This window comes from Aureispira sp. CCB-QB1 (assembly GCF_000724545.1).
In the GTDB taxonomy this organism is placed as follows: Bacteria; Bacteroidota; Bacteroidia; order Chitinophagales; family Saprospiraceae; genus Aureispira.
In genome coordinates this window covers 1-23,794 of sequence record NZ_JHBV01000142.1, presented here as the reverse complement: position 1 = coordinate 23,794, position 23,794 = coordinate 1, and the positions used below count along the sequence as shown (strand labels likewise).

Here is a 23,794-nt window from a genome sequence, read left to right as displayed (position 1 = left end):
TTGAAGAACTATTTGGCTTGTTAATTTTTATAATTGTGAATACTCAAAACCAAATTTTTGCAGCATAAATGCCTTTCATTCCTAGTAATAATGTTATGATAATAATAAGTCCTCCCATCCAATTATGTTTGGCAGAATTTACTTGCAAGCCCATAATTTTTACATCATTCATAATCCAAAGCAAAAACGTTGCAATAATTGGCAATAAAAGCCCATTAGCAATCTGTGCAAAAGTAATGACTTGGATGGGTTGGAAGCCCCAGCAAGAAAACAGGAGACCTGTTGTTAAGACAAGCATCCAAACAATTCTAAATTTAAAGCTTTGCAAATCTTTTTTCCAGCCTAGTATTTCGGATGTGGCAAAGGCAGCTGCCAAGGGGGCTGTAATTGCAGAGGACAAACCTGCGGTAAAGAATCCAAGAGTTAGAAACCATGTGGACCAATTGCCCAACAGAGGTGCCAAGCCACTAGCTAAATCATTGGTATTTTGGATGTTCTTTCCTTGTGTAGTAGCCGCAGCAGTAGTTAAAATAGCCATTGTAATCAAACCGCCCAAAAGAATGGAAAAAAATAAATCCCAACGAGCATGGGGGAGTTGACTAGGATGGTTCCAACGTTCTTGAACAGATGCAGCGTGCAAGAATAAATTATAAGGAACGACTGTTGTACCAATCAATCCAACGACCATTAGCAAGCTGTTGTCAGGCAATTTAGGAAGGAACAAGCCACTAATGATGGCCATTAAATTAGGACGAACAGCAATAGCAGCAATTAAAAAAACAAGCCCCATCCAGCTAACCAATAAGATTAGAAAACGTTCAATAAGAACATATTTCCCTAGAAACAAAATGCCAAAGGTAAGCCCACCTATAACTAAAATCAAAGGGTTGAAAGGCAGCCCAACTGCAAAATGATCAATCCCTAAAACAGCTCCTGTTATATTGCCTGCTTCGTAGGCTGCATTACCGATCAAAATAGCACTAAGCACTAAAAAGATAGCAAAGTATCGAAGGATTGGATGTTGTATTTTGTGCCGAATTGCTTCTCCTAGCCCCATACCTCCGATGAGCCCTAGCCGTGCCGTCATTTCCTGCAAAATATAGGTGGCAATAATTGAAAATAGAATCGCCCAAAGCAAGGTATACCCATAACTGCTGCCTGCAATCGTTGCAGTTGTAACAGTTCCAGGTCCTATAAAAGCCGCCGCGACTAAGGCACCTGGTCCGATTTCTTTGAGTTTGGCTAACATACGATGATAATTATGGGGGAGTGTATTTTTACTTCGTGGATTTGGCTAAAAATTAGAAAAAACTAGCCTCTATTCTATCTTAAAGGCATCATTTCGTTCTAAACGGAGTGGATCACCCAATAAATCTTTTTGATGATCAAAGACAATTTGATTGCCATCTAATTGCCCTGTTCCTAATTCAGAAGTAAAGGTTTGGGTTGTTAAATCAACATCTAAAACGAGAGACGTAATCATTGCATTGTCTGTGGTTGTTGCATCTGCTGTAAAATCTGCTGGGGGAGGAAGCATGCCTTCAAATTCAAATAAAGTGGCTTCTAGACGATCTTGAACAAAAAGAAGTTTTACCAACCAAGCATTATCGTGCCTACTCTTAGTATACACACCTACATAGTCCTCTAAAGGAGAGTTGGTTTTAGTTGCTAAAGAATTTGTTTCTGTTGTATTGGGCGCTGCTGTTTTTGAAGTAGATTCATCTACTTCAAGGTTGTTGGCTGTATTTTTTTCTGATGTGGAAGCCGTTTCGTTGCTACAAGCTGCCAAGAGAAAGAAAAGAGATAGTATGGATAAAATATGTTTCATACAAGCTGAGTTATACCATGGTTTTATTGCAATAAGTTGCTTTTTCAAAATCACGAATGTTGATAGAAAGAATTGGAATAGTGGGAAATAAAGGCTTAAGAGCTAGAATAATTTGTTTAGAAAGATGCGCCTTTTGTTGCTTGTTTCGACCTTCCATGATATTTCCAAAGACATGGATGAAATCTTTTTGTTGATTGCCAACGGTGTAATATTGAAACGGATTGATTCTAACTTTAATATCTTCAGGGGCAAACAATCCTGTTGCATTGGCAGCCTCATAAACTATTTGCATAATTTTTTCAGGAGGCTGTTGTTGGATAATATTCGAAGAACAATCTAATACGAAATGCGGCATAAGTTAAATGTTGATTGTGAACGATTAAAGAATTACTAACTTACAAAATATGTGCAGAAAATCATCCTTCTGTTAAGACAATTTTTTCTTATCTATTTTTCCCAAACTAGTAACAGGAATTTGTTCTAAAAATACAATTTCTTTGGGTGTTTGGGGACCAGAAATTTTTCCTTTTAACCAAATTCGAAGCTCTGAAGCACTTAATATACTTTTGGTTTGCAAGCTTACAAAGGCTTTTAACCGCTGTCCATACTCTGCATCAGGAATACCAATAACTGCAGCTTGCCAAACAGCAGGATGTTGTAGTAAAATATGTTCTAATTCGATAGGATAGACGTTTACTCCACCAGAAATGACCAAATCATCGACACGCCCACACAAGAAACAATATCCAGAGGAATTGATATAAGCTAAATCGCCTGTTTCAATCCATTGAGTTGTTTTATTGGACATGGTCCAATTACTTTTGACACAAAGCATCCCAACGGTTCCAAAGGGTAGTTCTTGTTGCTTGTTATCTTGTATTTTAATGCTGACCCCTTTAATTTTTTTGCCAATGCTAGTTGGAAATTTTACCAAATCGTTACTAGTAGCCATTACACAAAATCCAGCCTCGGAAGTGCCATATAAATTAGCCAATTGATTAGGAACTAAGGAAGAGGCTTTTTGAACAAGTGTTGGATTCAAAACAGCTCCCCCCGATAAAATGACTTTGTTGTATTCAAATAAGTTGGGATCTTCTTGTAATTCTTGTAATAACCGCTGAAGGATGATAGGAACCAAAACAAGTACTTCTACTTGATGCATTCGCATTTTCTGCCCCGCTGAGATTGCTTTAAAATGTTGGCTCAATATAATTTTAACTCCTAAAATAATAGAAATTAATAATGCAGCAACCCCAAAGCCATGGTAAAGGGGTGTTAAGATATAAACAGAGCGATAGTTGCCCAAGTTAAGTTGATTGAGGAGTGCAAAAAAAGGATTTAAAAAATTAAAAACAGAGGGCTTTCTTACAGCAGTTTTGAAATTCCCTGTTGTGCCACCTGTTAAAATAATTAATTTTCCCGCACTGCTTTTTTTTAAGTGATAACGATTGGGGAATTCTTGTTTTGCCAATTGGCGAATGCTGTAACCTGTTGTAGAAGAATGAGTGGGAATACAAGTTGCTTTAAAATTGGATGTTAGAATCAGTTTTTCTCCATTACGATCATGAATGATGGCATTAAAAGCGTGTTTTTTTATCAAAAAATCAAATTGATCCGTATTCATAGCAACATTGAGTAAGTAAACATCTATTCCCAACATAGAAAGAGCAAAAAGGCTTTGCACAAAAGGAATGTGATTTTTGCAAAGCAAGGCAACTTTTTGACCAGCTAAAAATTGGTATTCTTTCTGTAATTGAGCGGCTAGTTGCTGGGTTTCTTGGTATAATGTTTTGTAGGAAATTTGTTCGGTTCCTTCGACAATCGCTATTCTATCAGGATAAGTACGGGCTGCAAATTCTAACAAGACCATCAAGTTTGTTTTTGAATGGAGGATAGAAGCGAACAACCGATAGAATCCTATTGGAGTAGTTAAGTTTGCTTGGTATAGCTTTTTAAATGTTTGGAACATCCTTAGCTGAAATTAAAATAAACCAATCTGAGAATTAGTATCAACAAGAATGATAAAGATAATAAAATTTGGCAATACACTCAGAATGAATCTTTTTTCAAAAAATAGGGAACACTCCATTCCCAAAGCCCTCTAAATAAAAAAGACCCTAGTCGAGCAAAAAAGCCCCACCAAGGCATCCAAGTTCGTTTATTTTGATACAAGTGCTTAACAATGATTAAAGCAACCTGTTGTGGAGACATAGCAGGAGCTTTTTGGTAGGCTTCTGTTGGCGCAATCATACGGGTTCTAACCAATGGCAAATAGAGACTACTAGAGGAAATGCCAGTAGCTTTTATTTCAAGAGCAACAGAACGAAACCATTGATCAAAAGCTGTTTTGGAGGCTTGGTAAGCCGCCCAATGTGGAGCAGGCAACAAAAGAACGTTGAGCGCCGAAACATTAATTATTTTCCCTTGCCGTTTTTGTAACAAAGGAAGTAAACCTAAGAGCAAACGAACAGGAGCAAAGTAGTTAATGCCCATCGTACGTTCAAAATCATGAAATCGTTCTAGAGATTGTCGAATTGGTCGTCGAATGGAGTGTCCTGCATTACTAATAATAAAATCCAAGCCATTGGGGAGTGTATGGATGGTTTCTATTAATCGCTCTACAGCTGCTGTCTGTGTTAAATCAGTAGGATAAATACTAATAGTAGCTTTGTGTTGACTCAAACTTTCTTTTAAAGCCATCAATTTAGAAGCTGTGCGGGCTACTAAAACAAGATGTACATCGTAGGTGGCTAAGAATTGAGTTGTTGCTTCCCCAATACCAAAACTAGCTCCAGTAATCAGTATGGTTCTGTGTTGAACAGCTTGCTTTAGCTTGGATCGATTTATCCAATTAGGGGGAAAGAGCAAGTATTCTAAGAAGTGATAAGACACAGGCATTTTATAGGTTTTCAGGAAGGTACTTGACCTCTAAATTCTTATAATCTCTAGAAAAATACTCTCTTAGAATAGCCGTGTAGTAATTGTATGGTTTATGTTGATAAAAGTTAGGTTCTGTTTTGTAATAATTGCCATCTTCAGCAGGTTTTAATTTTGCGAGTTGTTCTTCTGTCAAAGTATTGGAATCCAATTGTATTTTGGGATAGGGAAACTGCTGTAATTCTCTAATATTGCCTACTTGATAATAATTAATATCTCGGATATAGTCGGGCATGTCAACCGATCCATAAGAAGTAGAAACCATTTTCTCAATCAATCGGTTGGAAGAATTCACATAGTCTTTTAAGCTTTTTTCAAATTTTCTAATCACCATTTCCAAACCAATTTTTCGAATATCAAAAGACTCTTGACCAAAAATCCATGCTTTTAGGCGTTCTTTAGACAAGATTTTTCCTTGTTCTTGATAATGCATGGGCATAGATGGCACCAAGTCAGCAGGATTGATAATGGTGTAACTCATATTATTTTCGCAATAGCGAGCATAGTATTCTTCCGCAAAATTTTTATTACCACACATAGGGTTGGCAAAAGCATATGTTTTATAAACATTTTTAGAAGATAAGGTACCTTTGGGCAAATTTTCTAAGTAGGCGCGTGTCATATTGGCTAAGGCACCACCTTGACTGTGTCCTGTGATTAAGATGTCGTAAATGCCTTTTTGGTTGAGTTGACTAATTTGTTCCAAAATAGTTGGAGATAACAAAACGACTGCTAGGGCATATCCAGAATGTACGGCTGCACCTGTATCTTGGGCGAAGCAATAGGGGTGTTCTACTTTATCCAAGGTGATCACGCCTTTGGCTGGAATCATAGCAGAGTACATATTTTCTACCCAACTAACAATTTGATTGGTTGAGCCTCTAAAATTAATAACCCCAACGGTGCCCTTAGTATATACTTGGAATTTATTATCCATTCCAATTGTTGGAGAGGTGAATACTTTTTGATAATTTTTAGGTGTAATTTGGGCATCAGAACCATACAAATCTTGAAATGTGTAACTATTACACATGGCAATCAACGCTTTGACTTCATCGGGGTCAAAACCTTCACGTAGTTGGGCAAAAGAGGTACTACCAGCTAAAAGTAGTAGTCCAAAAAGTAAACATCTCATTATAGTGCATTTTGATAATGCTTGTCAATTCCTTGACAAGTCAGCGTCTTTGATTGGATAAATTATTATTTGATGTTTAGTAGTATCCTAAAATCTTGCCAAATTTAATAAAAAAATAGCGCAGTTGCCTATTGTGAAAAGCTTAAAAAGCTGATTTTGATGAAGTTTAAGGCTGATAGTAACTCAATTCGCAATGGGATAACGCTGCTTCTTGTAATAAGGAAAGCAAGGAACCAACATCTTGGACAGAGAACCAAAGTTGCAAGCCATCTACTTGGGTATTGAAGAATAAATATTTCTGATTTTTAGGAATATTATGACGCCTATTTTCTTGATAACAATTGGTCAAACTACTTTTGAAAGATTCTAAACCTTTGCAATCAAGAACCATTACAATCGAGCTAAAATGTACTCTATAAACCGAACATTCATTGCACCATAAGATGAATCCGTCTGAGTTTTGAGCTAAAGTGGTGTGTTGGCACATATTTTTGTTGTTTTTATTTAGATTAAATCTAAACAAATGTAGGCTTTTTAAATGAAATTTAAAAAATGTTCTCTACAAAATGTAAGACTGATATCTTCCATCTTTTAAGACGAAACTCTATATTGCTTATTCTTTTTTAGAGAAAGAAAATGAGAAGGAATAGGAACCCAATTGATACAGGATTACGGTTTCCGTCTTTATAATTCCGCTATTGCTAAGTTCTTGAGCGTTGATTCGCTTGTGTAGATTTTTTTGAATTCTCCCATATCAACTTGCTTCCAACACATCTATTATAGCAATTGATATGAATCGTTATGTTAAGGAAAATGTTAAAGATAAAATGAATGTAAAATAGGTGCCTTATGGTAGAGCTTTTTTACACCTAGGAGAATTTTTAGTTGATATTTGTTGGAAATTCAGTGGGCATAAAACAAAGAGTAGTCTCCCTTTAGTGGCAACACTTTTTATGACTTTTTTACTGCTTATGCTGTTCTGTTATAGATAGAAATTTATTTGCCCTTGTGGTTTCTTCTTGTTTTTTGTTAGTAAGAATGGCTATATTTATTTTATATGATAAAAAAGAAAAAAGGGAAGATATTTTAGATAATTAGAAAATGTATTCCACCTAAAAAGCCAATAGAATCATATCATACGAGTAGTTTTTGTACTACATGTACAAGCCCATTTAGAATCATTGCTTATATACTTTTTAATTTATAAACAAAACTTTTTACCTATGAACCGAATCATATTAATTGCAGGAACTAGTTGCGCCTTTTAATCCAATGATCCTTCAAAACGAAGGAACTTCATTGTCGATTGATGAAATAATTAATTTATCGGCTTATTCTAGGGGTGATTATTTTTCATTTAGTGTGAATGTGTGTGAAAATGAGAAATGCTTGATTAATAATCGGAAAGAAAGTATCTTTGATTTGTAAGAAAGAAAGTATTTCACAAAGAAAATTGACAAATACTGGTATAAGAAAAGCCCCTTGGAGCAAATCCGAGAGGCTTTTTTTATTGTACCAGTTAAATTTCTATAAACACTAATCAAAATGTCCATCTTGAATATCGACGGTCACACTAGTTTGGCTTTTTAGCGTTTTGAGTAAGCCCCTAGTTTTGGGGAGTTCATACTCAAAGAAATATTCCATGGTATATAACTTACCTTGGTAAAATGCATCCTCATTCGCATCAAGTTTTTGAGTAGCAACCAATCCTTGTTTGAGCCATTGCCAGCCAATGACAACGGTGCCAAAAGTTTCTAGGTAAAGCGTTGCATCGGAAAGAAAGGCTTCTAGTTGTCCCTGCATCCCAAGCATGCTCAAATTCATAGTTGTATCGACTAATTTCTCCAAAGTAGTTTTTAAGTCATTCGCATATTTTTGCAGGGATTCAACTGCAAACGCTTTTTCGATTGTGGTAGTCACTTCAGCGATTAGAAGTCGTAGGGTAGCACCCTGATCTTTTGCAATTTTTCGACCCAACAAATCCATGCCATGAATAGCCGTTGTTCCTTCGTGTATTGGATGAATTCTAGCCTCTCTATAAAAATGTTCTGGCAAAAAGTCCTCTGTAAAACCATAGCCCCCCAAACACTGAATTGCAGCACTTGTGCTCAAACAACCCATTTCAGAAGGATAGGATTTGGCGACAGGAGTTAACAAACCCAATAAGGCATCATACTTCTGTTGTTCTTCACCTTTTGTCACTCGAACCAAGTCAGCATACCGAGAACACTCCATTAATAAACTTAAACTACCTTCTACAACGGAACGTTGAAAGAGTAACATTCGTTTTACATCAGCATGCTCAATGATCAAAGATTGTTGAGTAGATTTGCTCCCAATCCGTCTTCCTTGACTGCGTTCACGACAATATTGGAGAGCCGCGTAGTATGCGGCTGAAGCAATTGATGCGGCATTAAAACCAACGGCAATTCGAGCTTCGTTCATCATTTGAAACATACAGAACAACCCCTTATTAGCCTCGCCAACCAAGTACCCTCTACAGTCGTCTTGTTCTCCTGTAATAATATGCGCAATAGGAGCACCTTTGTAACCCATTTTGTGAAAAATACCACCTGTTGTAACGTCATTAAATTCTAAATGACCATCGGCATCAGGACGCATTCTAGGAACAATAAATAAGGAAATACCTTTCGAACCCTTGGGGGCACCTTTGATTCTTGCTAGCATCAGGTGAACAATATTTTCTACTCCATCATGATCGCCACAGGAAATGAATATTTTTTGTCCTTTTATTTTGTAATACCCATGATCAGTAGGTTCAGCAGATGTTGTAATGTCTCCTAGGGAACTTCCTGCTTCAGGTTCTGTCAGGGCCATCGTTCCCTGCCAAGTGCCGTTGTACATTTTTTCTAGGTAAGTGGCTTTTTGTATTGGTGTACCAAAGCTTCGGATAAGGTTCGCTGCCCCAGCAGACAAAAAAGGATAGACCGTCGCAGAGTAGTTGGCTGCTCCCATAATGAATAAAGTAGCATTAAAAATCATATAAGGCATCTGCTGACCGCCTTCTTCGTAGGATAGAGGAGAGTTGATCCAGCCACCACTTCCAAACGCCTGCATTAATTCTTTCATAGCAGGATGCACTTTGATGCGTCCATCCGTAAATTCAGGGGCGTTGCGATCCATTTCAGTTAAAATAGGGCGAAGTTTTTGGGTAGATAAATCTGTGCAAGCGTCCAAAACCATGGTGTAAGTCTCTATATTGTGATCTTTAAAAAAAGGATATTGAGATAGAGACTCAATTTGAAAAACATCGTTTAGAAGGAAATGTAGATTTTTTTTGCTGTAGAATTTCATAGAAGATTAATTGAGTGTTTTGTAGATTCGTGATGACTCAATATAATCATTTTTATGATTTATTACTCCACTTCTTGAAAGGTAATAATGTAGTGACAACCTTTTTTAGAGCTATCTTTTTGAATATCTCCAGAGAGCTGACGAACTAATTTTTGCACCAAATTCAGTCCAAGCGTGCTAATTTTAGCTAACGTTAAATCTTTGGGACAACCAACTCCATTGTCACCAATATATAAAATAAAGGAAGGTATCTCCAATTCTTTTATACGAATGTATAACTTGCCATTTTCTCCTTTAGGGATACCATGGATCAACGCATTGGTAATAATTTCATTGCAGAGGAGTCCGAGAGGAATAGCAGTATCTAGACCCAAGTGAATGATTTCAGGAATTTCAATTTGAGCTACAATAGTTTGCTGTTCGTCTTTGATGGAGCCAATTAGAGAATAAGTTAGTTCTTCGAGGTATGCTTTCAACTGAATTTTAGAAAGGTTGTCGGATTGATAGAGCATTTCATGAACCATTGCCATTGTATTGATTCGATATTGGCTTTGTTTGAATAGATTCTGAATGCTATGATCACTATTTTGATTGGCTTGGAGATGCAAAAGGCTTGTAATAACTTGGAGGTTATTTTTTACTCGATGATGGATTTCTTTGAGTAGTACTTCTCGTTCTTTATTTTGAACTTCAATTTTTTTCAATTGATTGCTGAGTAAACTATTTTTTTTGTTTCGAATTCTTAGCATAGAGAGTCCCAAAATTAATAAAATTAGCAAACCAAGGATAGAACTAATCAGCACCATAAACTGAAACTGATTGTCACTCTCTTTGATTCGAGCACTTTTTTTTAAGTGTTCATTTTCCTTTTGAGTCAGCTCCATTTCGTACTTTATCTCCAAGTCGTGCAACTGTTCCTCTTGTCGTTGATTGTAGATGACGGCATTTAATTGTGCAATGGTATCTGACAATTCTAGTGCCCTCTTATAGTTTTTTTGATATTTGTAATATTCCAATAAAGCCGAATAATATAACAAGCGATATTGATCAATATCACAAGAATCGCTGATATAAAAAGATTTTTGTAGAGCTGCTTGCGCAAGATCAAGTTTACCTTGTTCCCAGTATATGGCAGCGATTCGGTTGTAACATAGAGGAAACTCGCAGATGTCTCCCGATAATTTATATTGCTTAATGGCTTCTTGGTAAGAATAAAGGGCTTGGGAATAGTTTTTTTCTTTGTAGTTACTATATCCTAAAATAAGATTGTTAACCGCATGACCACTTCCTCGGAGGCTTTTATTAGGACTAGTTTCGATGGATCGAAGTGCATACTCTTTTGCTTTGATATGATTGTGTAAGTTAAAATAGCACTCACTAACATTTCCATAAATCAAAGACTCAAAAATAGCTTTGTCCTTGATTGGTTCGAGGTATTCTTTAGATTCTAACAGTAGTCGAATCGCTTCCTTTGATTTTCCTGCCGATTTTCGGATGTCTGCTCGTAAAAAATAGCCATAAAAAATTTCGACAGGTTTTAGATCATCCTGCTTTAGATATTCTAGGACTAATATCTGTGCATCTTTGAATTGATGTTCGTAAGTCAGTTTCGTAATATCTTTCTTTAACTGCTCAATTCTTGGTGTAAGGGGGTGTGTAGATGCTTTGCATAAGCATCCAAGAACCAAAAAAAATACCAATAGAAATCTCTGTATAAACATCTCCAAAAATGAATGGTTATACTAATGTTATAAAACATCAGTTAATCGATTCTATTTGGTTTTTTAAAAGGGAGGGGGAGGTGAAAATTACCTTCAGTAAAGTAAGATAGGAATAATTAAATATAGTTAAAGTATTTTAGAATGTAAAGAAGGCTAAATGTTTTTTGTGTAAAAAAAGGGTAAAACAATTGTAATTTAAACTTTTTAATATTTAAGCTATTAGTAATGAAAAGTATAGCTTTGTTGTCAGTGAAGGTCTTTTTTGTAAAAATAGTTAAGGAAACTTTTTTTTATCTTAAAAAGTGTATATTTAAAGATAGAAAATTAGTACAAAAGAAGATTGAGAGTAGGACAAATGACGGCTGTTTATATTGTTGAAGGATATGCGTCAATTTGTGGTAATTTCTATCGGTTGCTTACAATGAACACTTTACGTTAACACTAAATACAAAAATAGAATGGGATTTTTTGATAAGATGAAAAAAATGGTCGGAAAGACAGGGGTTGAGTTAGATTACCGATGGATTGAAAATCCATTTCCTTTTAATGACCCAATGATTAAAGCTACGTTGAGAATCAAAGCTGACAGTGCAATTACGGTGGTAGGAGCTACGGGGACTTTTTATGCCAAGCGAGAAGATGATGATGGAATGGAAGAAGAGATTATTTTGGGAGAGGAGGAGTGTACAGATATTGCAAATGGAGATGATTACAATAAATTTCCAGAAAGCATAGAGTCTGGTGGAGTACGCACTTGTGCGTTTTTTGTCGATGACATGGATTTGGTAGAGTCTCTCAAAGAATGGGGAGTAGATAGCCCTGAAAGTGCGAAGATAAAAGGGGTGAGGTTCTTTTTTAAAGGAGAAGTGGATGTAAAAGAAACAGTTGGTTTATTTGATCCTACTTTAGAGCAAGAGATTACAGTTAAATAAGATGAATACTACAACAAACGATGCAAATTATAGATCTTTTAAGGTCGATAATTTGCATTTTAATATAGCTTCATTAGTCATTTAAGTAGAAGGGCAAAATTAGTAGTTTAAAAATACCCCAATTGATGATTAATTTATTTTGTTCTCACTTACTTTCGTTTAAAAGAAAACATGCAAGAAATATTAGATGAACTCCCTGTTGAGGAAAATGAGATTTCGATTAAACACAAACGCATCGTTATAGGAGGAATGCTTGTCCTTGGGGGATTTGGGGCACTCGCTACTGTATTGGCTATAGATGATATTGAAACAATTATAGGAACAGGACCTATTGGTTCTTTGATTGGTTTGGTAGTCTATATTGTGGCTCGTAAGTTGCATTTCCCAGAACAACAAAAGATAGGTTTGTCTGCTCCTATCTTTTCAGCAGTATGTTTTCTTATCATCTTTTGTTTGGATTGGTCTCCAGGAGAAGCTCAAACCCCTATTTCGATTTTAATAGCTCTGTATACGTTTATGCTAGGAGTTGCTATCTTAGTAGAGATCGTGAGAATTAGGAGGAGATTTGTTCGACATTAAGCGATTATCTCAATGTTTTCATATTAAAAAAAACATTTTATACTTAAAAAATAATCCGCTAAATACCTCGTGGCATAGCGGATTATTATACAAGCATTTTTTATTCGTCGTCATCTAAGGTAACATATTTCCAATCGATACCTTTTTCAATTTTGCGGAGTTGTTCTACGGTAATACCAAAGCTCTTAGCTAAGATTTTTTTCTTTGTTTTACCTTCTTTTAAGCGTCTTTTTAACAATCGAACACGATCAGGATTCATTTTGCAATGAGAAGGGCGTTTTCGATTTTCTGGTTTGTAAACACCGTTCTCGATTTGAAAATCCGTCATTTCTCGTTGTGTTAACCATTTCAAGTTTTCGTAATGATTGTTGAGATTATCACGGTCCAAGTGAACAACAAATTTAGCTTCTTCGCTTTTTCGCACACAAAATTCTTGAGCGACTAATTTGTGAATGTAAAAACCTTGCCTAAGATTATCTTGGAGTTTCATATTTACTTGGCGATAGCCTTGTATGGTAATTGACCCTTTCAGCAAGGTTTCTTTTTCTGTTAATTTATCAACGCTTTTGATGCGCCCATAATCAGAAAAATAGTAATCTTTTTGCTTTGTAGGAGCTTTGCATTGGATTTTAACCCAACGCTCGTTCCAAAAGCTTTTAACTTCTGTTCCCATTTAATATTAGTATGTTATCATAGCAAAGTCCTTTTGTGGTAGGGAATTAAATTGGATGTGTGTATAATTAAAAAAAGGACTCTAAATAGTATTTATCTATGTGCAATATACAAATACTATTGAAGTTTTACTATTTTTAAATAAGGTTTTAAAGCGATCTATATAAGTAGTTTTTTTTCTTATCTATTGCGACAAGCTGATTTATACCTGATAAAATGCCCTTAATTGGCTTTCCAAAAATAAGGTGTGAAGATGACTAGAATCGTAAATAATTCTAAGCGACCTAATAACATTAAGAACGTCAAAAAGCATTTTCCAGAAGCAGGAACCGCCGCAAAATTATCTACAGGGCTTAAATCAGCCAAAGCTGGTCCTACGTTTCCTAAGGATGTCGCTACCGAACTAATGGCAGACAACAAAGGACGGTCAAAATCATTCAAAATGATCACCATTACTAAGGAACCAAAGAAGAACAACATCAAGTAAAGCAATAAAAACACCAAGATATGTGTCATCACGGTAGAGGGTACAATTCGACCATCTATTTTGGTTCTAATAATGGCGTTAGGATGCAGTAGGCGTTTGAATTCTAAAAAAGAATTCTTAAAAAAGACTAGGTGTCGAATTAGTTTTATTCCGCCACTAGTAGATCCTGCGCAAGCACCAACAAACAACAAAAAGAAAAACAATAAGCTGAGTCCTGGTGTCCAAGAGGTATAATCTGCGGAGGCAAAACCTGTTGTTGTTATGATAGAAATAATTTGGAAAGTAGCATCTCGAAACGATTGCTCAAAGCTATAGTTGGTGGAGCAATAAATAGTAGACGTTACTCCAACAATAAGAATAGAAACTAAAATAATATAGGTCTTGAATTCATCGCTTCCCCAAACCTTTTTGAACTTTCCAACCAAGCCATAATACAGAACCGTATAATTGATTCCTGCGAGGAACATAAAAATTAGAATAGTATACTGTATGGCAGGACTCGTAAAGTGCGCTACGCTAGCATTTTTGGTAGAAAAACCTCCTGTTGCCATTGTTGTCAGCGCATGATTGATAGCATCAAAGAAGGTCATGCCCAAAGCCCACAAGATAAAGGTAAGTAGTGTTGTTAAGCCTGCGTAGATATACCACAGGCGTTTGGCAATTTCTTTGATCCGAGGGTGTATTTTTTCTAAGGAACTACCTGGGGCTTCTGCTACAAATAACTCGACGCCACCAATACCTAATAGAGGAAAAATAGCGACCATCAAGACAATAATTCCCATACCGCCAATCCATTGGGTTAAACTCCGCCAAAATAGAATCCCATAAGGAACCGCTTCAATATCGTTCAGAACAGAGGCTCCCGTTGTGGTGAGCCCAGAAACACTCTCAAAAAAAGCATCGCTAAAGGTATTAAATACGCCACTAAACAAGTAAGGGAACATACTGAATAAGGACATACAGAGCCATCCTATCACAACAATTAAATATCCTTCTCGTTTGCCAACATTTTCTTTTGTTTTGAATTTATACAACCAAGACAAACCGCCAACGACAATGGTCAGTCCTGCTGCACTCAATATGGCTAGAGCATCCCCACTAGCAAAATACCAAGAAAAGGGGAGCGCTGTTAGCATAAAACAGCCTAAGCTGATTAATAAAACACCAACTACATTTGAAATTGTACCGAAATCAATCATTACTTAAATAATTCTTCTACTTGATGAATAGCTTCTGGTTGTGCAAAAACAATTACTTTATCATTAATCTGAAACATAAAATCTCCGTCAGGAATATGACTTTCATTGCCTCGAACAACTCCTGCAATAATTGACTTTTGAGGCAGGTGCAAATCTTTGATAGGGTGTTTTAACAGTCGATTCTTTTTGTGCACCTCAAATTCTATAATTTCAGCATTAACACCATTCAAGCTGATGATTTCCTTGATTTTTCCTTTTCGTATGAATCGGAATATTTTGTTGGCAGCAATAAGTTTTTTATTAATAATGGTATCTACCCCAATGTTTTTGGAAATGTGAGTATAGTTCACATCTTCTACTAGAGCAATTGTTTTATAAATGCCTAATTCTTCTGCCATTAAGCTTGTAATAATATTTGTCTCTGAGTTTGGTGTCAAAGCAACAAAAGCATCCATTCTAGCAAGCCCTTCTTCTTTCAGAACGTCAATATTGCTAGCATCTGCATGAATAACCAAGGTGTGGTGCAATTTCTCTACAAAACGTTTTCCTATTTCTTTGTCAGGAACAATAACAGATACCTCATATTGATTTTCAAGCAATCGTGCGGTTTGCAAAGCCAAAGGGGTTCCTCCGATGATCATAACCCGTTTAATCGGTTTTAGTTGCTTACCAGCAAAATTAAGAGCTTTGTCTATATTTTTGTGTTCTGCCGCAATGTACAAATGATCTCCTTTTTCTAGAATCGTACTACCATGAGGAATAATAGTTTGGTAACCTCTTAAGATAGAAACCCCTCTAAAATTGAAATCAGAATTGGCTTGGTCTATTTCGTATATGGTCTTGTTAATCAATGGACAGGTATTGTCTAAGGTAAACCCAACAACAGAAATTTTACCATTCTCAAAGTCAAATACATCCGTACAAGAACCTTGATTTAGCAAGCGTTCAACCTCTTGAGCGGCGAGTAGCTGCGGAGAAATAAGCGAATCAATACCTAGAGATTGAAAGCTTTCCAATTGAGCAGCTTCAAAATATTCAGGATTATTGACACGAGCAATAGTTTTTTGCGCTCCTGCTTGTTTGGCCAAAATTGCCAATAATAAGTTGGTTGATTCAGAGGTCGTAACCGCAATAAAAAGATTGGCTGTGCTTGCTTGAGCTTCTTTTAAGACACTCGTAGAGGTAGCATCTCCTTTTAGGGTCATTACATCTAGGTGAGTAGCAGCATGTTCTAATACTCTACTGTTATAATCAATTAGAGTAATATCTTGGTTTTCTTTAGATAACAACTCCGCTAGGTGAAATCCAACTGCACCTGCACCTGCAATAATAATTTTCATATTTGATGATAAAAATTCAACAGTATTTGAATTCAAATACTTTGATCTTGTACAAAAACCTTTGACAAAAATCAAGGATTTAGGTACTTAAAAATATTTTAGAGCTACAAAAGTCGATAAAAAAATATGAAATACATATTCTATCCTATCGTTTTAGCAAAAAATAAAACAATTATATTGGATTATTGTTGAAATGAAAAAGTTTAAAGTGTTGATTAACAGTGTTAAGTGTTTTTATCTTTTTTATTAAATTCGTTGCTATTAAAGTGGAAAAAGAAGTAGAAAGTTTATTTTTTTGACTTTTTTATTTACCTTAATAAATAGTGATTGTCATTGATAACCTTAGAGTTATTTAAAGTAACATTTTTAACTTATTATCAACTCATTTCTAATAATCATTGACAGTGATCCCCAAACGCCAAACTCATGTCTATGATTTTTAGATTCTTGCTGCTTGTTTTTACGATTATACGAAATAAAAATATTTGTATAATGTCCCTTGATCGTCTTAAAAAGCAAGAGAGTAAGGTTTTATAAGTTAGGATAAAAAGAAGTTCATAAACCCTCCAATTGAAACATCAAAAATAAAAGCCATACTATACTATTTAGACGTTATCAATTATGAAGAACACCAATAAAATCTTATTATTATTAATCCTTATACCCCTGTTTTTAGTAAGCTGTCAAGAGAATGATACCATTGATGCTTATTTTTATGAAGGGGTTAATTACAATAAGTTGAATGGTCTAAATGCCGAATCAACTTGGATGTACGATGTCAGAGACAATGAAGTGTATCCCATTGTAGAGTTAGGTGGAAAGTATTGGATGGGGGAAAATTTACGCTATGATGTCGAATCGACTCAATTGAATCCCAACAACCCCAGTAAAGAATATGGGCGTTTGTATGATTGGAACACTGCAAAAACAGCTTGTCCCAAAGGATGGCATTTGTCTAGTGATTCTGACTGGAAAGCCTTGGAAGAGGCAATGGGAATGGATCCTTCTGATCTTTCTGTTTTAGGCGCAAGAACTTTGTTAAAATTATCGGGATTAAAATCGCAAATGGGCTGGAAAAATGGAGATAATGGGTCTAATACGGCCTCATTTTCTATCTTTCCTTCTGGTCGTTACGAATCCAATGCTTTTCAAAATTTAGGAGATCATGCGTTTTTCTGGACATCGACCCTAAATTCGACTACAGAAGCAATTAGTCGGTATCTTTTTCATCGTTCCGATCAAATTAATCGAGCACACATTAATAAAACCATTCACCAATCCTGTCGTTGTGTTTTAAATTAAGGTTTTGTATGGGGAATGAATGACTAGAAGCACATGTTACAAGTTTTTTTGCAATGTATCAAATTCTTGTTTTGTCAAGTCGCGCCATAATCCAGGCTTTAAATTGCCCAAATGAATATTCATGATGCGAACTCGTTTTAGAGTAACAACCTTGTATCCTAAATATTCGCACATTCTCCTAATTTGACGATTTAAACCTTGCGTAAGCACAATAGAGAATGTTTTTTTTCCTTTTTTGGTAACCGTACATTTTTTCGTGGTGGTATTCAAAATAGGAATACCATTGCTCATTTTTTCTATAAAATCACTTGTAATCAAACGATTGGTGGTAACGATGTATTCTTTTTCATGGTTATTCTCTTCACGTAGAATTTTATTAACAATATCGCCATCATTTGTCAATAAAATTAAACCAGAAGAGGGTTTGTCTAAGCGCCCAATAGGGAAGATGCGGAGCGGATGGTTAACAAAATCAATGATATTATCTTTGTCCTTTAAATCAGTAGTACACGTAATGCCAGGCGGTTTATTCAACGCAATATAAACCAACTTGGGTTTGCTCTTTAGTGCTTTGTTGTCAATACTCACAGAGTCACCTTCGTATACTCGATTTCCTTTTTGGGCTACTTGACCATTTATTTTTACACGTCCTGCCTCAATCCATTTGTCGGCTTCACGTCGAGAGCAAATTCCCGTACTACTAATATATTTGTTTAAACTTATAGATTGATCAGACATTGTTATAAAGATTAAATCAGTTATTCTCGGTTTGTAAAAAAGTTTAATATGAGAGCTGAAAATGCTATTTTTTTGTTCTTTTACTGCGTGAGCCTTCGGGTTCATTGATAAAAGAACCAAAATCTAGGGTTTATATTCCAATTTGCATGACATTTACTGACTAATTTTCTATTTTTTATAATGCCAGAGGTCCTTCGGATTGCTTCCCTTCGGTCGCAACTATAAAAAATCACGAAAACTTAGCCAGATGTCATAACAAATTTCCATAATACCCAACAAGTAAAGCAAATATAAATCAATGATAGTTAACTTGTTATCAATTCTATTGCAGAAAACATATTAAAAAATAAACAAACCAAGAATTGTTGAGATTAAATAGAAGATAAGTAAGCGGCAAAGATACCAAAATTTGAATAAAATTATTGAGAACAACGACCAATGATTGGTAGGTAATGTAGTTCTAAAGTAATATCCGAGAGAGGAGTGGTGGTGGCTTTAAGAATAAAAAAGCCTATCAAGTACTTGATAGGCTTTTTTGACAATTTTATGTTAGGCAGTAACAACCTAAGCTACTCGTACATTTACAGCATTAGGACCTTTGCGACCATCCTCGATATCATAGCTAACTTTGTCACCTTGTGCTATCTCGTCAATTAATCCATTTGCATGGACAAATACATCTCTACCTCCATCATCAGGAGTAATGAATCCATATCCTTTAGAATCATTGAAGAATTTTACTGTTCCGTTGTTCATTAGTAATAAAAATTTTAAATAAAAAGAGATTAGATTGGTTTAAAATTGTATTCTGATGCACTAACAATTAGTTTTCTACGCAAATGAGTAACATCGGTAATACAAGCCAACTATTGATGCGGATAGAATCCATTTTTAAAATGTTCCATTACAAATATAATAGTATATTCAGTAAAATATAATTTTGCTTAACTTTTTTACGCTTAGCTAAGGCAAAAGGGTACTGAGTATAAAATAATAAGGACAGTTTACACAGATAACAAACCGTAGTTTAACCTTTTTTTCTGCTAGGAGATGAACGATGTTTTTTGTAGTTATTTCTTTTTTTGTGTTTAAAGTTCTTATTAGATCCAGAACGTTTGTTTCGATTGGATCGGGCACCTTGAGGTTTGTGTGTTTTTTTAGGACTAGCATCCGTGACCACTTCTACATAAGGGTGCTCTTCAATAACGTTAATATCTTGCTTAATTAATTTTTCAATATCTCTTAAATACGTGCGTTCGTCCTTATCACAAAAAGAGAGCGCAATACCACTAGCACTAGCGCGTCCTGTCCGACCAATTCTATGCACATAAGTTTCCGACACATTAGGCAAATCGTAATTAATGACCAAAGACAACTCATCTACATCAATACCACGGGCAGCGATATCGGTTGCCACCAAAACATCGATTTTACCATTTTTGAACTCTTTGAGTGTCCGTTGTCTTGCCCCTTGCGACTTATTGCCGTGAATGGCTGCTGATTTAATATCCGATTTTTTGAGCCAGCGAACAATTTTGTCTGCTCCAAACTTAGTTCTAGAAAACACCAAAACCGATTGAGCGGGTTCTGATTGAAGTAGATGAAGTAGCAATTTTCGTTTGTCAGATTTACTAACAAAATAAACCGCCTGTTCTACTCGTTCTGCTGTGGCTTGCTCAGGTTTGATGGTAACACTGTCGTAATCTCCGAGTATTTTTTGAGAGAGATTGACAATGGCAGGAGGCATGGTTGCTGAGAAGAAAAGAGATTGACGTTTTTCAGGGATTTTGGCAATAATTTTTCGAATATCGTGTATAAACCCCATATCTAGCATATGATCTGCTTCATCAAGAACAAAATACTCAATGTGCTTTAGGCTAATAAACCCCTGTTGCATCAAATCCAAAAGACGTCCAGGTGTTGCGACTAAAACATCAACCCCTTTTTTTAAAGCCTGTGTTTGATTGCCTTGCTTTACACCACCAAAAATAACCGTATTCTTAATATGGGTGTAACGAGCATAAGCTGTAAAGTTCTCGCCAATTTGAATCGCCAATTCTCTGGTAGGAGTGACGATTAGTGCTTTTATTTTTCTAAATCCTTTTTTTCGAGGGGGATTTTGTTGATCAAGGTAGATGTTTTGCAAAACGGGAATTGAAAAAGCTGCTGTTTTTCCTGTCCCTGTTTGAGCACAGCCTAGCAAGTCCTTGCCTCGTAATAAAATAGGGATAGATTGAGCTTGAATTGGGGTTGGAGAAGTATAACCTTGGGCTTTTAGTGCTTTTAGTATGGGAGGAACTATTCTTAAATCTTCAAATGTCATTCGTTGTATAAAGTTAGTGTATAGGTTTTCATAAAATACGCAAAAATTACTTGGCAATTGGTCGCCTTTGACCTAAACACACTTTGTCAAATCTTAGTATAATGAACGTTGATTATCAGTAAACGTTCACTAAAAATCTTGTATAAAAAACAACGTCACTTAATCGTTGGTGTATCAGTGAGATTTAAGATTTAGTGGTTTTACGAAAAACCTAATAAAGTTACAAAGGTAGTGTAATTGTTGGTATAATTTGCTTTTTGTTGTAATTATCGTTCAATTAATCCTTTGTGTAGATGAATAGAGGTGTTTAAAAAATGATAATGCCTACTGTTATACTAGATATTTAAAGAGCGTTTTTGAGTAGGGCAAGCAACGTATTGAGAGGTGTTATCGTTTTGTTAATAGATCATTGTATATGTTCTATTTTTATAACAAAAAGAAACAAACGACCCACTGAGGAAAGTGTAATGCTTTCCGAGCAAGTTTCAGCAAACTATTTTTTTACGCACTAAAATAACTACCCTATGATTCATTCTTTGAAAAGATGTCTACTCCTGTGGACAAGCATTCTTCTATGCACTATATCAACTTCTTTAGAATTAAATGCGACACATATTAGAGGCTGGAATATAACGTACACTTGCCTAGGACCAAGTGTTGGAGGGATGCATTATGCAGTTAGCATAAATGTATTTCGAGACTGTAATGGAATTAGTCTGCCAGCAAGTCAAGTTGTAAGTTGGGTATCTAGTTCTTGTAATTTGACAGGGGCTGCATCTCTGTCGAGAATAGCTATACAAGATATTACGCCGTCTTGTTCTGGACAATCTGCTTGTAGAGGAAGAGGTCCCTACGGAGTAGAGCAACATTTGTACTCAGGAACTGTTATAATACCGAATATTTGTACAGATGTCGTTTTCTCTTTGAGTTATTGTTGTAGAAGTACATTAGGTTCAGGTAATGGAGCTTATGTAGAAGCTTATGCGAACATTAATCCAATACTGTGTAACACTAGCCCTACGTTTGAGAATCCTCCATTGCTTACAGCCTGTTTGAATGAGACAATGGTTTACAACGTTGGAGGGATTGACTATGAGGGGGATTCTTTGAGCTATGCTTTGGTTGACTGTGAAGACGCTCCAAATCACTCGAAGGTATATAGGTCGGGCTATTCGGGTACAGCACCATTAGGTGCTTCTGTACCAGTTACTATTGATGCTCAGACAGGAGAAATTCGATTTACGCCAACAAGTTTGGATCATGGATGGCTTTGTGTAGAAGTACAAGAATATAGGAATGGGGTACTTATTGGCTCTGTCCTTCAAGATGTTGTTTTTTTAGTATCGAACTGCAATAACGCACTCCCTTCATTGTCGGGAGTATCGGGAAGTTCTAGTTATGATATTACTGCTTGTGCTGGAAGGCAATTCTGTTTTGATGTTGTAGCATCTGATACCAATCTCAATAACACATTGTCTTTTCGACGTGCAATGGGAGTCGTTAATAGCAGCTTTACATCCTCAGCGACAGGAGGTTCTTCTAGCAACCAAATTACGGGAACCTTTTGTTGGACACCAACGATACACGATATTGGGACACATCATTTTTGGGTAACGGTTGAAGATGATGCTTGTCCTTACAAAGGGAGTAATTCTTATGTTTATACCATCCATATTAATAATAACCAAAATCCTGTTAACGCAGGACCCAATGTTGCTATTTGTCAAGGAGATAGTACCAATTTGTCGGCAACAACAACCTCTGCGAATATAGTGGGATATCGATGGACGCCAAGTACTGGATTGTCCGATCCCAATATTCCGAATCCGATAGCAAGTCCCAATACGAACACTACTTATACGGTTCATGCAACAGATAATAATGGTTGTATCTCAACCGATCAGGTCGTTGTGACTGTTCTACCATTGCCAGAGATTTATCTATCTAGGGATACTTTTCATGTATGTGGTGGAAGCAGTTTGACCCTTTCGGTAGGAACCAATAGTACAGGCATGAATTTTACCTTTACAGAACTATTTGGTAGTATGGCTTCCTTACCTACAACTGTCAATGGCACAACAGGCAGCACTCTTGTTACGGTTCCAATGCAAGCAGGAACTTACCCCGTTCTCTGTGAGGTAACCAATCCTAGTACAGGTTGTTCGGATACAAAAATTATATCTATCATTGTTGGACTTTCCTTATCTAATTCTTGTAATATCATCTATGCTTCTACAACTGGTAGCTCGACGGGACAGGGAACGGCAATAGACCCCGTCACCTTAGAGGAAGCACTTTATCGAGGAAAATGCAATACTAGTATTATTAAAATGGCAACAGGAATATATTATATTGATAACCCTTTGACAATTACTACAAACCTAACCCTAGAAGGAGGATTTATGGAGCAACAAGGTTGGATTAAAACCTCAGAAGTTGGTGCAACGACCATTCATCGAACCCATAATAATGCTCAAGGAATACTTAATTATGATCGAAACTTGACGGCTTTGGAGGTGATAGGAAGTAGCAATTTTAGGTTGCAAGACTTTACGATTACAACCGATGATGCTGTTGTTGAAGGAACATCTACCTATGGTATTTATATGAATAACGCGTCTGATTATCATATTACTAGGATAAATATAGAACTTGGCGATGCTTCTAAAGGGGGAGATGGGGTAGTAGGCTGCTCAGGAATGGACGGTTTTGCAGGTGTCAATGGACAAGATGGTTTGCCGAATGGTCAAAATGATAATGTTCTTGGAGGAAATGGCGGTTTTGGGGGAACCAGTTGTGGATCGTTTGCCTTGCTCTTTGGTGGTGGTGGTGGTCGTAATGCTGATCTTGGAAATGGAATTGGTGTTGGAGCAAGTGGAGCAAGCGCTTTTGCTGGTGTTGTCGATGGTGGCGCTGGTGGTGGTGGTGGACGAGGTGGTAATGCAGATGATGGCGCTGCTGGTGGTTCATCTGGACGTGGAGGAACTCCATTCAGCCCACCGTCAGGATGTTCTGCAACATTGGCAGGTTTAGGGGCTTCTGTTTCTGGGGGACTAGGAGGGGGAAGAAATACCTTAGGAGATAGTCTGGCTTTTAATAACGGTATACCAAATGTTGGTCAATCTGGTACTTCTGGTATTGCTGGAATTTCGGGGTGTGCAGGGAATGATGGTGCTGTTGGTTTGCACCTTGCTTGTCGTTACACTATAGGAACGCAAGGTACTACTGGTATGTCTGGATCTGGTGGATCTGGTGGCGGTGGTGGCGGAGGAGGCGGTGGTCAAGG

General features: G+C 36.4%; 18 protein-coding genes and 1 pseudogene. 4 read left to right on the top strand and 15 right to left on the bottom strand.

What is annotated here, in order from left to right; all coding sequences use genetic code 11:
• Positions 1 to 43: 43 nt before the first annotated feature.
• The 9 genes from CG11_RS27535 to CG11_RS27495 all read right to left on the bottom strand — a co-directional run bounded on the left by CG11_RS27535 (position 44) and on the right by CG11_RS27495 (position 10,936).
• Positions 44 to 1,249 (bottom strand): Nramp family divalent metal transporter, encoded by a 1,206-nt coding sequence (locus CG11_RS27535; RefSeq protein WP_052600130.1) that lies wholly within the window; start codon positions 1,247 to 1,249, stop codon positions 44 to 46.
• A gap of 69 nt (positions 1,250 to 1,318) precedes the next feature.
• Positions 1,319 to 1,828, bottom strand: coding sequence for a hypothetical protein (locus CG11_RS27530; protein WP_052600129.1), 510 nt, complete (start codon positions 1,826 to 1,828; stop codon positions 1,319 to 1,321).
• A 10-nt stretch (positions 1,829 to 1,838) separates the two neighbouring features.
• Positions 1,839 to 2,183, bottom strand: coding sequence for a 5-carboxymethyl-2-hydroxymuconate Delta-isomerase (locus tag CG11_RS27525; RefSeq protein ID WP_052600128.1), 345 nt, complete (start codon positions 2,181 to 2,183; stop codon positions 1,839 to 1,841).
• Between the two features lie 72 nt (positions 2,184 to 2,255).
• A complete protein-coding gene (locus tag CG11_RS27520) occupies positions 2,256 to 3,797 on the bottom strand; it encodes a class I adenylate-forming enzyme family protein (protein WP_052600127.1) in 1,542 nt (513 codons plus the stop codon).
• A gap of 80 nt (positions 3,798 to 3,877) precedes the next feature.
• Complete coding sequence (locus CG11_RS27515) at positions 3,878 to 4,726, bottom strand: SDR family NAD(P)-dependent oxidoreductase (RefSeq protein ID WP_052600126.1); 849 nt, start codon at positions 4,724 to 4,726, stop codon at positions 3,878 to 3,880.
• 1 nt (position 4,727) lies between these two features.
• Positions 4,728 to 5,900: a lipase family protein gene (locus CG11_RS27510; protein WP_052600125.1), complete on the bottom strand. Its 1,173-nt coding sequence runs from the start codon at positions 5,898 to 5,900 to the stop codon at positions 4,728 to 4,730.
• A 166-nt stretch (positions 5,901 to 6,066) separates the two neighbouring features.
• Positions 6,067 to 6,387 carry a DUF6686 family protein gene (locus tag CG11_RS27505; protein WP_052600124.1) on the bottom strand — a complete coding sequence of 107 codons (321 nt, stop codon included), beginning with the start codon at positions 6,385 to 6,387 and terminating at the stop codon, positions 6,067 to 6,069.
• Positions 6,388 to 7,436: 1,049 nt separating this feature from the next.
• Positions 7,437 to 9,215: an acyl-CoA dehydrogenase gene (locus CG11_RS27500; RefSeq protein WP_052600123.1), complete on the bottom strand. Its 1,779-nt coding sequence runs from the start codon at positions 9,213 to 9,215 to the stop codon at positions 7,437 to 7,439.
• Between the two features lie 62 nt (positions 9,216 to 9,277).
• Complete coding sequence (locus CG11_RS27495) at positions 9,278 to 10,936, bottom strand: histidine kinase dimerization/phosphoacceptor domain -containing protein (RefSeq protein WP_052600122.1); 1,659 nt, start codon at positions 10,934 to 10,936, stop codon at positions 9,278 to 9,280.
• A 458-nt stretch (positions 10,937 to 11,394) separates the two neighbouring features.
• Between CG11_RS27495 and CG11_RS27490 the strand changes: the two genes are divergently transcribed.
• Together CG11_RS27490 and CG11_RS27485 are read left to right on the top strand one after the other, a co-directional pair.
• Entirely contained in the window at positions 11,395 to 11,868 is a 474-nt protein-coding gene (locus CG11_RS27490; protein ID WP_052600121.1) for a hypothetical protein, read from the top strand.
• Between the two features lie 171 nt (positions 11,869 to 12,039).
• Entirely contained in the window at positions 12,040 to 12,447 is a 408-nt protein-coding gene (locus CG11_RS27485) for a hypothetical protein (protein WP_052600120.1), read from the top strand.
• A 100-nt stretch (positions 12,448 to 12,547) separates the two neighbouring features.
• On the opposite strand, the gene CG11_RS27480 is transcribed toward CG11_RS27485, so the two are convergent.
• The 3 genes from CG11_RS27480 to trkA form a co-directional block, all read right to left on the bottom strand.
• Complete coding sequence (locus CG11_RS27480) at positions 12,548 to 13,120, bottom strand: NUMOD4 domain-containing protein (protein ID WP_052600119.1); 573 nt, start codon at positions 13,118 to 13,120, stop codon at positions 12,548 to 12,550.
• A 221-nt stretch (positions 13,121 to 13,341) separates the two neighbouring features.
• Positions 13,342 to 14,805, bottom strand: a complete 1,464-nt coding sequence (locus tag CG11_RS27475) for a TrkH family potassium uptake protein (RefSeq protein WP_052600118.1) — start codon at positions 14,803 to 14,805, stop codon at positions 13,342 to 13,344.
• On the bottom strand, positions 14,805 to 16,145 hold the full coding sequence (gene trkA / locus CG11_RS27470) for a Trk system potassium transporter TrkA (RefSeq protein WP_052600117.1): 1,341 nt from the start codon (positions 16,143 to 16,145) through the stop codon (positions 14,805 to 14,807). Before trkA ends, CG11_RS27475 begins: the two co-directional genes overlap by 1 nt.
• 621 nt (positions 16,146 to 16,766) lie before the next feature.
• Here trkA and CG11_RS27465 point away from each other — a divergent pair.
• Positions 16,767 to 17,447, top strand: coding sequence for an FISUMP domain-containing protein (locus CG11_RS27465; protein WP_052600116.1), 681 nt, complete (start codon positions 16,767 to 16,769; stop codon positions 17,445 to 17,447).
• Between the two features lie 36 nt (positions 17,448 to 17,483).
• On the opposite strand, the gene rluF is transcribed toward CG11_RS27465, so the two are convergent.
• The 3 genes from rluF to CG11_RS27450 form a co-directional block, all read right to left on the bottom strand.
• Positions 17,484 to 18,185, bottom strand: coding sequence for a 23S rRNA pseudouridine(2604) synthase RluF (gene rluF, locus CG11_RS27460; protein WP_076784557.1), 702 nt, complete (start codon positions 18,183 to 18,185; stop codon positions 17,484 to 17,486).
• A 564-nt stretch (positions 18,186 to 18,749) separates the two neighbouring features.
• Positions 18,750 to 18,941, bottom strand: a complete 192-nt coding sequence (locus CG11_RS27455; protein WP_052600115.1) for a cold-shock protein — start codon at positions 18,939 to 18,941, stop codon at positions 18,750 to 18,752.
• 271 nt (positions 18,942 to 19,212) lie between these two features.
• Positions 19,213 to 20,508, bottom strand: a complete 1,296-nt coding sequence (locus CG11_RS27450) for a DEAD/DEAH box helicase (RefSeq protein ID WP_052600114.1) — start codon at positions 20,506 to 20,508, stop codon at positions 19,213 to 19,215.
• Between the two features lie 524 nt (positions 20,509 to 21,032).
• Between CG11_RS27450 and CG11_RS27445 the strand changes: the two are divergent.
• Positions 21,033 to 23,794: pseudogene (locus CG11_RS27445) on the top strand (hypothetical protein); the annotation flags it as partial.